General features: G+C 71.2%; 13 protein-coding genes. 4 read left to right on the forward strand and 9 right to left on the reverse strand.

What is annotated here, in order from left to right:
* Positions 1 to 2 precede the first annotated feature (2 nt).
* Positions 3 to 1208 carry an extracellular solute-binding protein gene (locus ACZ69I_RS15105; RefSeq protein ID WP_470832806.1) on the reverse strand — a complete coding sequence of 402 codons (1206 nt, stop codon included), beginning with the start codon at positions 1206 to 1208 and terminating at the stop codon, positions 3 to 5.
* Between the two features lie 291 nt (positions 1209 to 1499).
* On the opposite strand from ACZ69I_RS15105, the gene ACZ69I_RS15110 reads away from it, so the two are divergent.
* Complete coding sequence (locus ACZ69I_RS15110; RefSeq protein WP_467675354.1) at positions 1500 to 1721, forward strand: dodecin; 222 nt, start codon at positions 1500 to 1502, stop codon at positions 1719 to 1721.
* A gap of 11 nt (positions 1722 to 1732) precedes the next feature.
* Here the strand turns inward: ACZ69I_RS15110 and ACZ69I_RS15115 are convergent, their stop codons facing one another.
* Entirely contained in the window at positions 1733 to 2221 is a 489-nt protein-coding gene (locus ACZ69I_RS15115; protein WP_470832504.1) for a phosphatase domain-containing protein, read from the reverse strand.
* Positions 2222 to 2263: 42 nt separating this feature from the next.
* On the opposite strand from ACZ69I_RS15115, the gene ACZ69I_RS15120 reads away from it, so the two are divergent.
* The gene (locus ACZ69I_RS15120; protein ID WP_470832506.1) at positions 2264 to 3280 is read left to right on the forward strand and encodes an LLM class flavin-dependent oxidoreductase; all 1017 of its coding nucleotides are present in this window, start codon (positions 2264 to 2266) and stop codon (positions 3278 to 3280) included.
* A gap of 96 nt (positions 3281 to 3376) precedes the next feature.
* Positions 3377 to 5734, forward strand: coding sequence for an ATP-binding cassette domain-containing protein (locus tag ACZ69I_RS15125; protein WP_470832508.1), 2358 nt, complete (start codon positions 3377 to 3379; stop codon positions 5732 to 5734).
* 26 nt (positions 5735 to 5760) lie between these two features.
* Here the strand turns inward: ACZ69I_RS15125 and ACZ69I_RS15130 are convergent, their stop codons facing one another.
* The 4 genes from ACZ69I_RS15130 to ACZ69I_RS15145 all read right to left on the reverse strand — a co-directional run bounded on the left by ACZ69I_RS15130 (position 5761) and on the right by ACZ69I_RS15145 (position 10768).
* Positions 5761 to 7275 carry an acyl-CoA synthetase gene (locus ACZ69I_RS15130; protein WP_470832510.1) on the reverse strand — a complete coding sequence of 505 codons (1515 nt, stop codon included), beginning with the start codon at positions 7273 to 7275 and terminating at the stop codon, positions 5761 to 5763.
* An 80-nt stretch (positions 7276 to 7355) separates the two neighbouring features.
* Positions 7356 to 8102: a succinate dehydrogenase/fumarate reductase iron-sulfur subunit gene (locus ACZ69I_RS15135; RefSeq protein ID WP_470832512.1), complete on the reverse strand. Its 747-nt coding sequence runs from the start codon at positions 8100 to 8102 to the stop codon at positions 7356 to 7358.
* A complete protein-coding gene (locus ACZ69I_RS15140; RefSeq protein ID WP_470832513.1) occupies positions 8099 to 10057 on the reverse strand; it encodes a fumarate reductase/succinate dehydrogenase flavoprotein subunit in 1959 nt (652 codons plus the stop codon). Before ACZ69I_RS15140 ends, ACZ69I_RS15135 begins: the two co-directional genes overlap by 4 nt.
* 3 nt (positions 10058 to 10060) lie before the next feature.
* The gene (locus tag ACZ69I_RS15145) at positions 10061 to 10768 is read right to left on the reverse strand and encodes a succinate dehydrogenase (RefSeq protein WP_470832515.1); all 708 of its coding nucleotides are present in this window, start codon (positions 10766 to 10768) and stop codon (positions 10061 to 10063) included.
* Positions 10769 to 10862: 94 nt separating this feature from the next.
* On the opposite strand from ACZ69I_RS15145, the gene ACZ69I_RS15150 reads away from it, so the two are divergent.
* Entirely contained in the window at positions 10863 to 11738 is an 876-nt protein-coding gene (locus ACZ69I_RS15150; RefSeq protein WP_470832517.1) for a LysR family transcriptional regulator, read from the forward strand.
* Between the two features lie 42 nt (positions 11739 to 11780).
* Here ACZ69I_RS15150 and ACZ69I_RS15155 read toward each other — a convergent pair whose 3' ends face one another.
* From ACZ69I_RS15155 to ACZ69I_RS15165, 3 genes are all read right to left on the reverse strand, one after another.
* Positions 11781 to 12074 (reverse strand): DUF3303 family protein, encoded by a 294-nt coding sequence (locus tag ACZ69I_RS15155; protein WP_470832518.1) that lies wholly within the window; start codon positions 12072 to 12074, stop codon positions 11781 to 11783.
* Between the two features lie 74 nt (positions 12075 to 12148).
* Positions 12149 to 14284 (reverse strand): putative bifunctional diguanylate cyclase/phosphodiesterase, encoded by a 2136-nt coding sequence (locus ACZ69I_RS15160; protein WP_470832520.1) that lies wholly within the window; start codon positions 14282 to 14284, stop codon positions 12149 to 12151.
* Positions 14281 to 15093, reverse strand: a complete 813-nt coding sequence (locus tag ACZ69I_RS15165) for an SAM-dependent methyltransferase (RefSeq protein ID WP_470832522.1) — start codon at positions 15091 to 15093, stop codon at positions 14281 to 14283. The genes ACZ69I_RS15160 and ACZ69I_RS15165 overlap by 4 nt, the downstream gene beginning before the upstream one ends.
* Positions 15094 to 15239 lie beyond the last annotated feature (146 nt).

Genomic DNA, 15239 nt, shown 5'->3' on the forward strand with positions numbered 1-15239 from the left:
CGTCACAGCCCTCCGACGTTCAGCGCCTCGGTGATCTGGTCCGAGGCCTTGCGGGCCTCGGCCTCCGGGTCGCCGCCCATGAGGACCTGCGTCATGTACTCCTTGATGGGGTTGTCCGCCTCGACGCCCGCCCAGCGGGGCGAGTTGGGCGTCGCCCGGCCGTTCGCGGCGCCTGCGGCCATCGCCGCGACACCCTCCTCGCCCGCGACGGCGGGGGCCAGCTTCGCCTTGTTCGGGACGTAGTTCATCGTCCGGGCCAGGTCGGTCTGCCACTTCTTGCCCGCGAGCGCCTCGATCACCTCGACCGCGCCCTTGTGGTCGTCGCTGTGCTCGGGCACCACGAGGTCGGAGCCACCCGTGAAGACCGCGCCGGGCTTGCCCGCCTTCTTGCCGGGGATGGGGAAGTAGCCAAGCTTGCCCTTCAGTTCGGGGTTCTTCTCCTCGATGGCGCGGGCCGCGCCGGGCACCGTGATGATCTGCGCGACGTCGCCGCCCGCGAACACGCCTGCCTGTGAGGGGTGTTCCTCGTCGGAGTCGCGCGGGCCGTCGCCGAGCGCCTGCAGCCGCTGGTAGAACTCCATGCCGCGCCGGGCCGCCGCCGTGTGCAGGCTGCCGCGCCAGTCGCCGGAGGACTCCTTGGTCTCCTTGGCGAGGTCGCCGCCCTCGTCCCAGACGAAGCCTGCGAGGGTGTACCAGTCCTGGCCCGCCAGGTATATGCCTTGATTGCCGCCGGAGTTGAGCTTCTCCGTGGCCGTGACCCACTCCTCGCGGGTCCGCGGGGGGCTCTTGATGCCCGCCTGCGCGAACAGGTCCTTGTTGTAGATGACGACGCGGTTGGCGGCGTACCAGGGGATGCCGTACTGGGCGCCGCGGTAGCGCCCCGGCTCGGCGAGACCCGGCAGCCAGTCGTTCATGCCGAGGTCGCGCGCGGACTCCAGGGTGAGGTCGTACAGGCCGCCCTCGTCCACGTACTGCGCGACCTGGGTGTTGCCGACCTCGATGACGTCGGGGCCGTCCCCGTCCTCCTCCTTGAGCGCCTTCTTCACCTTGGTACCGATGCCGGTCCACTCCTGGACGCGGACGTCCAGTTCGAGCCCGTCGTGCTCCTTCTCGAAGTCCGCCGTGAAGCGCTCGACGAACTCGGGCGACGCGCTGCCCCGCATCAGCCAGACCGTGACGGTCCGGGAGTCGTCCCCGCCGGGCAGCATCCCGCATCCGGCGAGGAGAACGGAGGAGGAGAGCGCCAGGGCCAGAGACACGGCGGCGCGGTGGTGCGGGTTCACGTGGGTCACTTTCTGCCTGCGGACAGGGAAGGTCGGCCCGACGCGGGGGGATGAGCTCGTGGCTCGAACGGGTTACTGGCCTGGATTTTGGTATGTACCAAAGGCCTGGTCAAGGGGTGACGCCATCTCGCGCGAGCGGGCGCACTGGTGCACGGTGGAGTGACGGCGCTCATCGGCGCCGCGCGACGCCACCCGACGGCCCGGAGGAACACGCTCATGACCGACCACACCTATCGCGTCACCGAGATTGTCGGCACCTCCCACGAAGGCATCGACCAGGCGATCCGCAACGGCGTCGAGCGGGCCTCGCGGACGCTCCGCTCGCTGGACTGGTTCGAGGTCACACAGGTGCGCGGGCACATCGAGGACGGGCGGATCCAGCACTACCAGGTGGGGCTGAAGGTGGGATTCCGGCTGGAGGACGGGGACAGCGCGTAGGCGGGAGGCGGTCAGGTTCGGCCGTCTTCCTCCTGGGCCGTCTTCAGAGGTTCGGACTCGGCGGCCCAGGTGGCGCGCAGGACGGTGAAGCCCGCGCGTTCCGCCTCGTCGCAGACGAGCTCGTCGTCGTCCACCAGCACGCGGATCTCGCGGTCCCGGGCGAGGGAGCGCAGGATCTCCAGTTTGGTGCGGCGGGCCGGGCGGCGGTCGCCGTCGCGCCGCATCCAGACGCGGCCCGCCGGCAGGCCCTGGCGCGCCAGCCAGTCCTCCGTGTCCGCCCGGCACCGCTCGGGGCGGCCCGTCAGGTAGACGACCTCGCACTCCTCGGCACTGGCCCGGGCCAGCTCGATGCCGCGGGCCAAGGGCGGGTCCTGGGGCGCCGCGGCGAAGAAGGCGTCCCAGTCGCGTGCCCCGCCCACCAGGTACCGCTGGCGGTGCGCGGTGTCCGCGAGGGTGTTGTCCAGGTCGAACACGGCGAGGGGTCTGCTGGTGTCGGTCACTCCGACAGGGAATCATGACGGCGGCCAGGTGTTGAACCCTGTGTGAGCTCAGTGATCGCAGCAACCCGGTTCTCCGTACTCGACCGTTCCCGCACCCGTGAGGGCTACGACGGTCCCGCGGCGCTGCGCGACACCGTGCGCCTCGCCCAGGACCTCGAGGCGCTCGGCTATCACCGTTTCTGGGTCTCCGAGCACCACGGCGTGCCCGGCGTGGCGGGTTCCGCGCCCACGGTCCTCGCGTCGGCCGTGGCGGCGGCCACCCGCACCATCCGCGTCGGTACGGGCGGAGTGATGCTGCCGAACCATCAGTCGCTGGTCGTGGCCGAGCAGTTCGGGGTGCTGGAATCGCTCTTTCCCGGCCGGATCGACATGGGGCTCGGCCGTTCGGTCGGCTTCACCGACGGGGTGCGCAAGGCGCTGGGGCGCGACAAACACGCTGCCGAGGACTTCGCGGGGCAGCTCGGCGAACTGCTCGACTGGTTCCGCGGGACGTCCGGCACGGGGGTGCGGGCCCGCCCCGCCGAGGGGCTGACCGTGCCGCCGTACGTGCTGGCCGTGGGCGAGGGCGCGACGATCGCCGCCGAGGCGGGGCTGCCGCTGGTCATCGGGGACATCCGGGGCCGCGAGAAGATGCTGCGCGGCATCGAGCGGTACCGCGGCGGCTTCCGTCCCTCGCCCTGGCTCGCCGAGCCGTACGTCATGATCGCGGGCACCGTCGCGGTGGCGGAGAGCGAGGAGGCGGCCCGTCGGCTCCTCGTCCCGGAGGCCTGGTCGATGGCGTACTCGCGCACGCACGGCACGTTTCCGCCGCTGCTGTCGGCCGAGCGGGTGGAGGCCCTGGCCATGACGGAGAAGGAGCGCGGCTTCTACGAGGCGGGGCTGCGCGGTCACGTGCACGGCACGGAGGAGCAGGTGGCCGACGAGCTGGAGCGGGTGATCAAGGAGAGCGGGGCGCAGGAAGTCCTCGTGACGACCAGTACGTACGACCGGGCCGGGCTCCTGGACTCCTTCCGGCGGCTGGCCCGCGTGGCGCGGCTGGCTCCGGCCCCGCAGCTTTGAGGCGACTGCGGCCCCGCCCGTAGGGGCTCCCGGCTCGCGCGTCGGCCCGAGGCCTAGAATGGTGGGGTTTGTCCCCGAGCCGCGTACGGAGTCCCCATGCACAGCCCCCATGACCCGTTCGTACGCGTCCGCGGCGCCCGGGAGCACAACCTCCAGGGCGTCGACGTGGACATCCCGCGCGACGTCCTCGCGGTCTTCACCGGCGTCTCCGGCTCGGGGAAGTCCTCGCTCGCGTTCGGGACCGTCTACGCCGAGGCCCAGCGGCGCTACTTCGAGTCCGTCGCGCCGTACGCCCGGCGGCTGATCCACCAGGTCGGCGCCCCCAAGGTCGGGGAGATCACCGGGCTGCCGCCCGCGGTCTCGCTCCAGCAGCGCCGCTCGGCGCCGACCTCCCGCTCCTCCGTCGGCACGGTCACCACGCTCTCCAACTCCCTGCGGATGCTCTTCTCCCGCGCGGGCAGCTATCCGCCGGGCGCCGAGCGGCTCGACTCGGACGCCTTCTCGCCGAACACGGCGGCCGGCGCGTGCCCCGAGTGCCACGGCCTGGGCCGCGTCCACCGCACGACGGAAGAGCTGCTCGTGCCCGACCCGTCGCTGTCCATCCGCGAGGGCGCAATCGCCGCCTGGCCCGGCGCCTGGCAGGGCAAGAACCTGCGGGACGTGCTCGACGCCCTGGGCCACGACGTCGACCGGCCCTGGCGCGAGCTGCCGCAGCGGGACCGCGACTGGATCCTGTTCACGGACGAGCAGCCGGTGGTGACCGTGCACCCGGTGCGGGAGGCCGGCCGGATCCACCGCCCCTACCAGGGCACCTACATGAGCGCCCGCCGCTATGTGATGAAGACCTTCTCGGACTCCAAGAGCCAGACGCTGCGCGCCAAGGCCGAGCGGTTCCTGGCGAGCGCGCCGTGCCCGGCGTGCGGCGGCAGCAGGCTGCGGCCGGAGGCGATGGCGGTCACCTTCGCGGGCCGCACGATCGCCGAGCTCGCCGCGCTGCCCCTGTCCGACCTCGCCGACGCCCTCGCGGGCGCCGCGGACACCTCGGAGACGGCCCGCGTCCTGACCGGGGACCTGCTCGCCCGCATCGCGACCGTCACCGAGCTCGGCCTCGGCTACCTCAGTCCGGACCGCGCCACGCCCACCCTGTCGGCGGGCGAACTGCAGCGCCTGCGCCTGGCGACCCAGCTGCGCTCGGGGCTCTTCGGCGTGGTGTACGTCCTGGACGAACCGTCGGCGGGGCTCCACCCGGCGGACACCGAGGCCCTGTTGACGGTCCTCGACCGGCTGAAGGCGGCGGGCAACTCCGTCTTCGTCGTGGAGCACCACCTCGACGTGATGCGCCACGCGGACTGGCTCGTCGACGTCGGCCCGCGGGCGGGCGAGCACGGCGGGCGGGTGCTGCACAGCGGTCCGGTGGCGGAGCTCGAAGGGGTCCACGAGTCGGCCACGGCCCGCTTCCTGTTCGGCCGGGAAGCCCCTCCGGCGCGTGAAGTGCGCGCCGCGCAGGGCTGGTTGAAAATCGGCCCGGTCACCCGGCACAACCTCCGGGACGTGACGGCGGAGATCCCGCTCGGCGCCTTCACCGCCGTCACGGGCGTGTCGGGTTCGGGGAAGTCCACGCTCGTCGGCGAGATCACCGAGGACCTCGCGGGGGTCGGCCGCCTGGTCTGCGTCGACCAGAAGCCGATCGGACGTACACCGCGCTCCAACCTGGCCACCTACACCGGCCTCTTCGACGTCGTGCGCAAGGTCTTCGCGGCCACGGACACGGCGAAGGAGCGCGGTTACGGCGTGGGGCGGTTCTCCTTCAACGTCGCGGGCGGGCGCTGCGAGACCTGTCAGGGCGAAGGCTTCGTCAGCGTCGAGCTGCTCTTCCTGCCGAGCACCTACGCACCCTGCCCGGACTGCGCGGGCGCCCGCTACAACCCCGCCACGCTCGAAGTGACGTACCGGGGACGGAACATCGCGGAGGTGCTCGACCTGACCGTCGAGGCAGCCGCGGGCTTCTTCGCCGACACACCGGCCGTCCTGCGCAGCCTGCGCACGCTCCTCGACGTCGGCCTCGGCTATCTGCGGCTCGGCCAGCCCGCCACGGAGCTGTCGGGCGGGGAGGCCCAACGCATCAAACTGGCCAGCGAGTTGCAGCGGGTCGGGCGGGGCCACACGCTCTACCTCCTCGACGAGCCGACGACCGGCCTGCACCCGGCCGACGTCGAGGTCCTCACCCATCGCCTGCACGAACTGGTCGACGGGGGCAACTCCGTGGTCGTCGTCGAGCACGACATGGCGGTCGTGGCGGGCGCGGACTGGGTCGTCGACCTCGGCCCCGGCGGCGGTGACCGGGGCGGCCTCATCGTGGCGGCCGGCACCCCGGCGCGGGTGGCGGGTGCCGAGGGCAGCCGGACCGCGCCGTATCTGGCCCGCGCGCTGGGAGCCCCGGGCGGGCGGGGCTGACCCCTGGGGTCCCGCGCCCCCGCCGGTCACCCCCGCCGGTACGCCTCCCGCAGCCGGGCCTTCGCCAGCTTGCCGGTGGGAGTGCGCGGCAGACGGTCGGTGAAGTCGACGGTGCGCGGCGCCTTGTAGTGCGCGAGCCGCTCCCGTACGAAGTCGATGAGTTCCCGCTCGAGGCCGGGGCCGGGGGCGACTCCCTCCTCGACCTGGACGACCGCCTTGACCGCCTCCCCCATCTCGGCGTCGGGCACGCCGACGACGGCCGCGTCGGCGACGGCGGGGTGCAGCACGAGCACGTCCTCGGCCTCCTGCGGGTAGACGTTCACGCCACCCGAGATGATCATGAAGGCCCTGCGGTCGGTGAGGAAGAGGTAGCCGTCCTCGTCGACGTGGCCGATGTCGCCGGTGGTCGTCCAGTTCGGATGCGCGGGGTGCTGGGCCTCGCGGGTGCGGGCCTCGTCGCCGTGGTAGCGGAAGGGCGGTTCGTCGCGCTCGAAGTAGACGGTTCCGGTCTCGCCGGGCGGCAGCACGCGCCCCTCCTCGTCACAGATCCGCAGGGTGCCGAGGAATCCGTCGCGGCCGACCGAACCGGGCTTGCGCAGCCATTCCTGCGGGGAGATGAACGTGATGCCGTTGCCCTCCGTCGACGAGTAGTACTCGTACAGGATCGGCCCCCACCACTCCATCATCCGACGCTTGACCTCGACGGGACAGGGCGCGGCGGCGTGGATGGCGATCCTCATCGACGAGAGGTCGTGGCGTTCGCGGACCCGGGCGGGCAGCTTCAGCATGCGCACGAACATGGTCGGCACCCACTGACTGTGCGTCACCCGCTGGCGTTCGACGGCCGCGAGGGCCCTCTCGGCGTCGAAGGTGTCCATCAGGACGACGGTGCCGCCGAGCGCGGTCACCACACCGCAGAACCTCAGCGGCGCGGCGTGGTAGATCGGCGCGGGCGAGAGGTAGACGGTGTCCTCGCCGAAGCCGTACATCGTCTGGAAGACGGCGGTGTACGTCGTGGGCCGGTCACGCACGTCCCCCTCGGGAAGCGCGGGCCGCACCCCCTTGGGGCGTCCCGTGGTGCCGGAGGAGTAGAGCATGTCGGCCCCGAGCGGCTGCCGGTCCGGCGGTACGGCGCAGGCGCCGGCAAGCGCCTTCTCGTAGGTGCCGTCGTCGAGCCCGAGAAGCAGCGCGGGCCCGCTCGCCAACTCCCGCACCCTGTCGCCCTGTTCGGTGAGCGCACCCGACACGATCAGTACGCCCGCGCCGCAGTCTCGCACGATGTAGGCGGCCTCGTCGTCGCTCAAGTGGTGGTTGACGGCGGTGAGATAGAGGCCGGAGCGCATGGCGGCCCAGTAGATCTCCAGGGCGCGCGGGTCGTTGTCGCAGAGCAGGGCGAGGTGGTCGCCCCGGCGCAGCCCGGCGGCCCGCAGATGATCCGCGAGCCGCAGGGAGCGTTCTTCGAGCTGTCCGTAGGTGAGGTTCCGTGTGCCGTCAGCGGTGACGACGGCCGTTCTGGCGGGGTCGTACGCTCCCGGATACATGGGCAGACGGTACGCGCCCCGCAGGGGCACGGGGAACCGCGCGACCAGCCACAGCCGTCCCGCACCCAACCGGGCAGCGGCTACCGGCCGACCTTGCGCGTGGCCCTCAACCACTCCTTGTTCATCGCGGCGATGGACGGCAACGGAATGCCCTTCGGACAGGCGGTGGCGCACTCGCCGGTGAGCGTGCAGCCGCCGAATCCCTCCGCGTCCATCTGCGTCACCATGTCGAGAACGCGCGTCTCCCGCTCGGGCGCACCCTGCGGAAGCACGTTCAGGTGGTTGACCTTGGCCGAGGTGAAGAGCATGGCCGACCCGTTGGGGCAGGCCGCGACGCACGCCCCGCAGCCGATGCACTCGGCGTGCTCGAACGCCGAATCGGCCGCCGGCTTGGGCACGGGCGTGGCGTGCGCCTCGGGCGCCGCCCCGGTCGGTGCGCTGATGTAGCCGCCGGACTGGATGATCCGGTCGAAGGCGGAGCGGTCGACCACCAGGTCCTTGACGACCGGGAAGGCCGCGGCGCGCCACGGCTCGATGTCGATGGTGTCGCCGTCCTCGAAGGACCGCATGTGGAGCTGGCAGGTGGTGGTGCGCTCGGGGCCGTGCGCGTCGCCGTTGATGACGAGCGAGCAGGCTCCGCAGATGCCCTCGCGGCAGTCGTGGTCGAAGGCGACCGGGTCGTCGCCCTTGACGATGAGCTCTTCGTTGAGGGTGTCGAGCATCTCCAGGAAGGACATGTCGGAGGAGATGCCGTCCACCTCGTACGTGGACATCGCGCCGTCGGCGTCGGCGTTCTTCTGGCGCCAGACGCGCAGGGTGAGCTTCATGCGTAGCTCCGCTGAGTGGGGTGGACGTATTCGAAGACGAGGTCTTCCTTGTGCAGGACGGGAGCGGCGCCGGTGTCGGTGAACTCCCAGGCGGCCGTGTAGGAGAACTCCTCGTCGACGCGGGCGGCCTCGCCGTCGGGCGTCTGGGACTCCTCGCGGAAGTGGCCGCCGCAGGACTCGGCGCGATGCAGGGCGTCGAGGCACATCAGCTCGGCGAGTTCCAGGTAGTCGACGATGCGGTTGGCCTTCTCCAGGGACTGGTTGAACTCCTCACCGGTGCCCGGCACCTTGATGCGGCGCCAGAACTCCTCGCGGATCTGCGGGATGCGCTCCAGGGCCTTGCGCAGCCCGGTCTCCGTGCGGGCCATGCCGCAGAACTCCCACATGACCTCGCCGAGTTCACGGTGGAAGGAGTCGGGGGTGCGGTCGCCGTCGACGGACAGGAGCAGGTTGAGGCGGTCCTCGGTCTCGGCGAGCACCTCCTGCACGGCGGGGTGGTCGTCGCCCACCTCGTCCTTGTGCGGGTGGCGCGCGAGGTAGTCGTTGATGGTGGACGGCAGGACGAAGTAGCCGTCGGCGAGGCCCTGCATGAGGGCGCTCGCGCCGAGCCGGTTGGCGCCGTGGTCGGAGAAGTTGGCCTCGCCGACCGCGAAGAGCCCGGGGACGGTGGTCTGCAGGTCGTAGTCGACCCAGAGGCCGCCCATCGTGTAGTGCACGGCGGGATAGATCCGCATCGGCACCTCGTACGGGTTCTCCGCGGTGATCCGCTCGTACATGTCGAAGAGATTGCCGTACTTCTCCTCGACGCTCTTCCTGCCCATGCGCCGGATGGCGTCGGCGAAGTCGAGGTAGACGCCCTGGCCGCCGGGGCCCACTCCCCTGCCCTCGTCGCACACGTTCTTGGCGGCGCGCGAGGCGATGTCGCGGGGCACGAGGTTGCCGAAGGAGGGGTAGATGCGCTCCAGGTAGTAGTCGCGCTCGTCCTCGGGGATCCGGTTCGCCGGGCGGTCGTCGCCCTTGGCCTTGGGCACCCAGATCCGGCCGTCGTTGCGCAGCGACTCGCTCATCAGCGTCAGCTTGGACTGGTGCTCACCGGTGCGCGGGATGCAGGTGGGGTGGATCTGCGTGAAACAGGGGTTGGCGAAGTACGCGCCGCGCCGGTGGGCCCGCCAGACGGCCGTGGCGTTGGAGTTCATGGCGTTGGTCGACAGGTAGAAGACGTTGCCGTAGCCGCCGGACGCGAGGACCACCGCGTCGGCGAAGTAGGTGTCGATCCTGCCGGTGACCAGGTCGCGGGCGACGATGCCGCGGGCCCGCCCGTCGACGACGATCACGTCGAGCATCTCGGTACGGGGATGCATCTCCACGTTGCCCGCGGCGATCTGGCGGCTGAGTGCCTGGTAGGCGCCGAGCAGGAGCTGCTGCCCCGTCTGGCCGCGCGCGTAGAACGTCCTGGAGACCTGCACGCCGCCGAAGGAGCGGGTGTCGAGGAGGCCGCCGTACTCGCGGGCGAAGGGCACGCCCTGGGCGACGCACTGGTCGATGATCTCGACGGAGATCTGCGCGAGGCGGTGCACGTTGGACTCGCGGGCGCGGAAGTCGCCGCCCTTGACGGTGTCGTAGAAGAGGCGGTGGATCGAGTCGCCGTCGTTGCGGTAGTTCTTCGCCGCGTTGATGCCGCCCTGCGCGGCGATCGAGTGGGCGCGGCGCGGAGAGTCCTGGTAGCAGAACTGCACGACGTGGTAGCCCTGTTCGGCGAGGGTGGCCCCGGCGGAGCCGCCCGCAAGGCCGGTGCCGACGACGATCACGGTGTGCTTGCGCCGGTTGGCGGGATTGACCAGCTTCGCCTGGAAGCGGCGGGTGTCCCAGCGCTCGGCGATGGGCCCGGCGGGGGCCTTGTCGTCGACGAGCGGCTCACCCGTCGCGTACGCGGAGTACTCACTGGAGTAGTTCATGGGTCAGCTCACCAGTCCGGTCATGACGGCCACGGGTACGGAGACGAAGCCGAGGGTCAGCACCACGGCGAAGCCGTTGGCGAGGAGCCCCAGGACGCGGTCGCGGGCGGCGGTGCCCACGCCCAGGGTCTGGGCCGCGCTCCACAGCCCGTGCCGCACGTGGAAACCGACGGCGACCACGGCGACGATGTAGACGACGTTGCCGTACCAGGTCGAGAAGGTGTCGATGATGTTCTGGTACGGGTGGAGGTGCTCGTAGCCGCCCGGGTGCACGGTGCCCGTCGTCAGGTCGAGGATGTGCCAGACGATGAACAGGGCGATGATGATGCCGCCCCAGCGCATGGTGCGGGTGGCGAAGCTCGCCTCGCGCCGCTTGTGCACGTACTTCGTGGGGCGCGCCCGGATGTCGCGACGGCTCAGCTGGTACGCGGAGGTGGCGTGCGCGACGACCGCGGCGACGAGCACCACGCGGATGAGCCAGAGCGTCCACTCGTAGTGCATGAAGGGCTCGCCGACGGTGCGGAGCCAGTGCGCGTAGTGGTTGATCTCCGCAGGACCGAAGAAGATCTTCAGATTCCCGATCATGTGCGCGATGAGGTAGAGCAGCATGATCAGGCCGCTCACCGCCATGACCGTCTTCTTGCCGATGGTGGAGTCCCACAGCGTGCGGGTCATGGACGGCCGTTTGTCCGTCCGCGTTGCCAGAGCCATGTCAGAGACGCTACGGCCGAAAGTCCCGATCGGTCCAAGAGATGGTTCAGCTCATCTCCATAGCCTGAGCCTATCGACCGCGTATCGTTCGACCATGCAATTCCAGCAGCTGCAGTATTTCGTCGCGGTCGCCGAGGCCCGGCACTTCACCCGCGCCGCGGAGGAGGTGCACGTCTCCCAGCCCTCCCTCTCCCAGCAGGTCCGGGCCCTGGAGAAGGAGCTGGGTGCCGAACTCTTCAGCCGGGCGCGCGGCAACATCACCCTCACCGACGCGGGCGAGGCGCTGCTGCCGCTGGCCCGCCGCATCCTCGCCGACGCGGACACCGCCCGGATCGAGGTCCAGGAACTGGCGCAGCTGCGCCGCGGCCGCATCCGCCTGGGCGCGACGCCGAGCGTGTGCACGGGCCTGCTCCCCGATGTCCTGCGCGCCTTCCACGACCGGCATCCGGGCATCCAGCTCCTCATCGAGGAGGGCGGCTCGCACGACCTCGTGCGCGAACTGGCGCGCGGCGCGCTGGACCTGGCGCTCGTCGTCCTCCCGCTGCCCAGCCCCTCCCCGGCCCTGACCACCGTCGAGCTGCTGCGTGAGGACCTGGTCGTGGTGTCCGCACCGGAAGCACGGGGCCTGGGCCGCTCGGTACGGATCGCGGATCTGCAGGGCGAGCGCCTCGTGATGTTCCGGCACGGCTACGACCTGCGGGAGCTCACCGTCAGCGCCTGCCGGGCCGAGGGCTTCGAGCCCGAGTTCGCGGTGGAGGGCGGCGAGATGGACGCGGTGCTCGGCTTCGTGCGCGCGGGAATCGGCGTGGCAGTGGTCCCCCGCATGGTCGCCGAGCGCTCGGGCGCCGGCCTGCGGATGACGCCGCTGGCCCGCCCCAGCCTGCACCGCACGATCGCGCTCGCCCACCGCAGCGACGTGGCGCCGCCGCGCGCGGCGCGCGAATTCCAGCGGATGCTGCTGGCGCGCTGAGCGCCTGTCCGCGAACCCCCGCCTGCGCTCCGGGTTGGGGCGTCAGTGGCCCAGCGCCTCCAGGCCCTTGCGCAGGTCCTCCGCGTTCATGACCGGGTAGATCTCGATCTCCGCGCCGACCTCGCCGAAGAGCGGCTCGGTGATGGACGGCATCTCCGACGTGTCCTGCATGTCGAAGACGAAAGTGCAGCACCGGCCGCCGTCGCTCGGGCCGAAGTAGGCCGCCTCCGGCTGCAGCCGCTCCGTCAGCGAACCCATCATCTTCGGCAGGGCTCCGCTCTTGATCGCCTCGTTCGCGGCCTGGGTGTCCAGACGTGCTCTCAGCATGACTCTCATGGGACTCACTTCCTCCCTTCCAGAGTCCCGCCGTCCGCACCGCCCCGCACCTCAGGGCCGGGGCAGCGCCCCGGTCAGCTGATCGCGTCCGCGAGTGCCAGTTCGTGCAGCCGGTCCGGCGGGCCTGGCCGCGCGTAGTACCAGCCCTGCGCCGTGTCGCAGCCGAGCTCCCGCAGCTGGTCCGCCTGCGCGCCGGTCTCGACGCCCTCGACGGTGACCGCGAGGTCGAGGCTGTGGGCGAGCGCGACGATCCCCTCGACGATCTTCAGGTCGACGGGGTCCGCGGGGAAGTGCTGCATGCCCTGGGTGAACGAGCGGTCCAGCTTGAGCACGCTCACCGGCAGGCGGCGCAGATTGGCGAGGTTGGAGTACCCCGTGCCGAAGTCGTCGAGCGCGATGTCGACGCCCATCTCGGCGAGCCTGCGCAGCGGCTTGAGCAGGTCGTCGTCCGCTCCTATCAGGGCGGACTCGGTGACCTCCAGGCAGAGCGCGCCCGGCTCCAGGCCCTCGCGCTCCAGGATGTCGACCGTGTCGGAGACGAGGCCCGGGTGGGTGAGCTGCATGGGCGAGAGGTTGACGTTGACGCGCAGCGGTCCCGCGTCGGTGTGCCGGGCCTCCCACAGGCGGGCCTGGCGCACGGACTCCTCGAGGACCCAGCGGCCGAGCGGCACGATCAGGCCGGTGTGCTCGGCGAGCGGGATGAACCGGTCCGGGCCGATGACGCCGTGCTGCGGGTGCAGCCAGCGCACCAGCGCCTCGGCACCGCGCACGCTGCCGTCGCCGAGGTGCACCAGCGGCTGGTACTCGATGAAGAACTCGCCGCGCTCCAGGGCGGCGGGCAGCGCGGTGGTCAGGCCGTGCCGGGTGATGGCGCGGGCGTCGGCCTCGGGGTCGGCGAGCTCGTACCGGTTGCCGCCCGCCGACTTCGCGCGGTACATCGTGATGTCGGCGCTGCGCAGGACCTCCGCGGCGCCGCGCTCGCCCGCCGGGCCCTCCACGATGCCGATGCTGCCGCGTACGGTCAGTTCGCGTCCGTCGACGCGGATCGGGGCGGCGAGCGCGTTCATGATGCGGCCCGCGAGCTCGTCCACCTCCGTCTCGGTGTCGGGGCCCGTGGTGAGCGCCACGAACTCGTCGCCGCCGAGCCGGGCCACCATCTCGCCGGGGGCGGTCGCGCAGGACTGCAGCCGGTCGGCGACCTCGACCAGGAGCCGGTCGCCGGCCGCGTGGCCGAGGCTGTCGTTGACGGTCTTGAAGCCGTCGAGGTCCAGGTAGCAGAGGCCGAACCGGGCGGTGGTGCCCGCCGCGAGGGCCTTCTCCAGGCGCTCGAAGAACAGGGTGCGGTTGGGCAGCCCGGTGAGCGCGTCGTGCGTGGCCTCGTACCGCAGGCGGAGGTTGAGCAGCCTGCGCTCGGTGGTGTCCTCCATCAGCGCCAGCTGGTACTGCGGCTGGCCGTCCGCGTCGCGCAGCAGGGAGACGGTCAGGTTGGTCCACAGAACCGTGCCGTCGGGGCGGTAGAAGGCCTTCTCGACGCGGTAGTGCTCACGGTCGCCGCGTACGAGTTCCTCGTACAGCTTCCAGACGTGCGGCGAGTCGTCGGGGTGCGTCCACTCCCCCACGTTGCGCCCGCGCAGCTGGTGTTCCAAGCCGCCGAACATGCGGATCAGCGCGTCGTTGACCTCGAGGACCGTGCCGTCGAGGGCCGCGATGCCGATGCCGATCGCGGCGCCGTGGAAGACGGCTCGGAACCGCGCCTCGCTGGCGTGCAGCGCCTCGGCGACGGCGCTGCGCGCGCTCAGCGCGGCGCGGGAGATCGCCTCCTGCTCGGCGAGGGTGCGCTCGCGCAGGGCCTGGGCGAAACCGGCGGCCATCGCGTGCTGGATGCGCGCGGAGCGGGCGCGCAGCGCTTCCTGCTGGCCGTCGCCGCCGCAGTACAGGACCAGGTAGGCGTCGACGCAGTCGAGCGTGCGGCTGAGCGCCTCGGGGTCCGTGCAGTGGGTGTCGATGAGTGCGGCGCCGACGGACTGGCTCTCGGCCGCCTCGAAGACGCGTGCCTGCAGCGCGTCGCTCAACCGCCGGGCGAGCGGCACCAGTTGCTGCTCGAACTCGGGGCGGGTCAGCGAGGTCGCCGTCACGGGAAAGATCGCGCGGCTCCAGATGGTGGCGAACCGGCGGATTCTTCCCTCGGGTCCGTCCTGCTCGCCGCTCAACGCTTCCGTCCCACGCCGGCGAATCCCGAGAAGGAGTAGGGATCCTCCTCCTCGGGCGCGGTGTCGGGCCGCCAGTGCGGCATCGGCACCAGACCGGGTTCCACCATGTCGTATCCCTCGAAGAACCGCGCGACCTCGTCGCGCGAGCGCATGATCAGTGGATTGCGGATGTCCTTGTATACACCGACCGTCCGGCCGGCCTGTTCGGGGGGAACCGGGATCCCCTCGTACGAGGCGTGGCTGACGATCACGAGGCTGCCGGGCGCGGTTGCGTCCCGCAGCTCGGCGACCGCCGCGTAAGGATCGTACGCGTCCTCCACGAAGTGCAGTACGGCGACAAGGAGGAGGGCAACCGGGCGGTCCAGGTCGAGAACCGATGCGACCTCCGAACTGCCCAGAATGTCCCGGGGCTTGCGCAGGTCCCCGGCGACGGCCGCGGTTCCCTCGATGCCTTCGAGCACGGCCTGGCTGTGCGCCACGGCGACCGGGTCGTGGTCCACGTAGACGACGCGGGCTTCGGGGCTCGCCTGTCGCGCCACCTCGTGGACGTTGCCGAACGTCGGGATGCCGGAGCCGATGTCGAGGAACTGCGTGACGCCCTGCTCGACGGCGTGGCGCACCGCGCGCCGCATGAAGGCCCGGTTCGCCTGCATGACCTTCGGGAGCCCCGGCATGGATTCCATCGCCCGGCGGGCCGCCTCCCGGTCCACCTCGAAGTTGTGCGAGCCGCCCAGGTAGTAGTCGTAGATGCGGGACACGCTGGGCATCGAGATGTCGATGCCGAGCGGGGCCCAGGCGGGACGCTCCATCAAGACTCCAAGGCGTAGGGGGTGACGCAGGCGATCCGGTGTTCGAGGGTGAGGCTACTGATCGTCCGCCAAGGGAGCGAGTCAAAACGGAAATTGGTCGTCCGTTCTCGGTCACTGCCTTTGGCAAGTGCCTTGTCCCCCATCAC

Source organism: Streptomyces sp. NPDC036815 (assembly GCF_055609205.1).

Coding starts and splice junctions, on each gene's coding strand:
- ACZ69I_RS15130 (WP_470832510.1), bottom strand. CDS start 7,275: ATGTATCCGGGAGCGTACGACCCCGCCAGAACGGCCGTCGTCACCGCT.
- ACZ69I_RS15110 (WP_467675354.1), top strand. CDS start 1,500: ATGACCGACCACACCTATCGCGTCACCGAGATTGTCGGCACCTCCCAC.
- ACZ69I_RS15155 (WP_470832518.1), bottom strand. CDS start 12,074: ATGAGAGTCATGCTGAGAGCACGTCTGGACACCCAGGCCGCGAACGAG.
- ACZ69I_RS15140 (WP_470832513.1), bottom strand. CDS start 10,057: ATGAACTACTCCAGTGAGTACTCCGCGTACGCGACGGGTGAGCCGCTC.
- ACZ69I_RS15150 (WP_470832517.1), top strand. CDS start 10,863: ATGCAATTCCAGCAGCTGCAGTATTTCGTCGCGGTCGCCGAGGCCCGG.
- ACZ69I_RS15165 (WP_470832522.1), bottom strand. CDS start 15,093: ATGGAGCGTCCCGCCTGGGCCCCGCTCGGCATCGACATCTCGATGCCC.
- ACZ69I_RS15135 (WP_470832512.1), bottom strand. CDS start 8,102: ATGAAGCTCACCCTGCGCGTCTGGCGCCAGAAGAACGCCGACGCCGAC.
- ACZ69I_RS15125 (WP_470832508.1), top strand. CDS start 3,377: ATGCACAGCCCCCATGACCCGTTCGTACGCGTCCGCGGCGCCCGGGAG.
- ACZ69I_RS15145 (WP_470832515.1), bottom strand. CDS start 10,768: ATGGCTCTGGCAACGCGGACGGACAAACGGCCGTCCATGACCCGCACG.
- ACZ69I_RS15105 (WP_470832806.1), bottom strand. CDS start 1,208: ATGCTGCCCGGCGGGGACGACTCCCGGACCGTCACGGTCTGGCTGATG.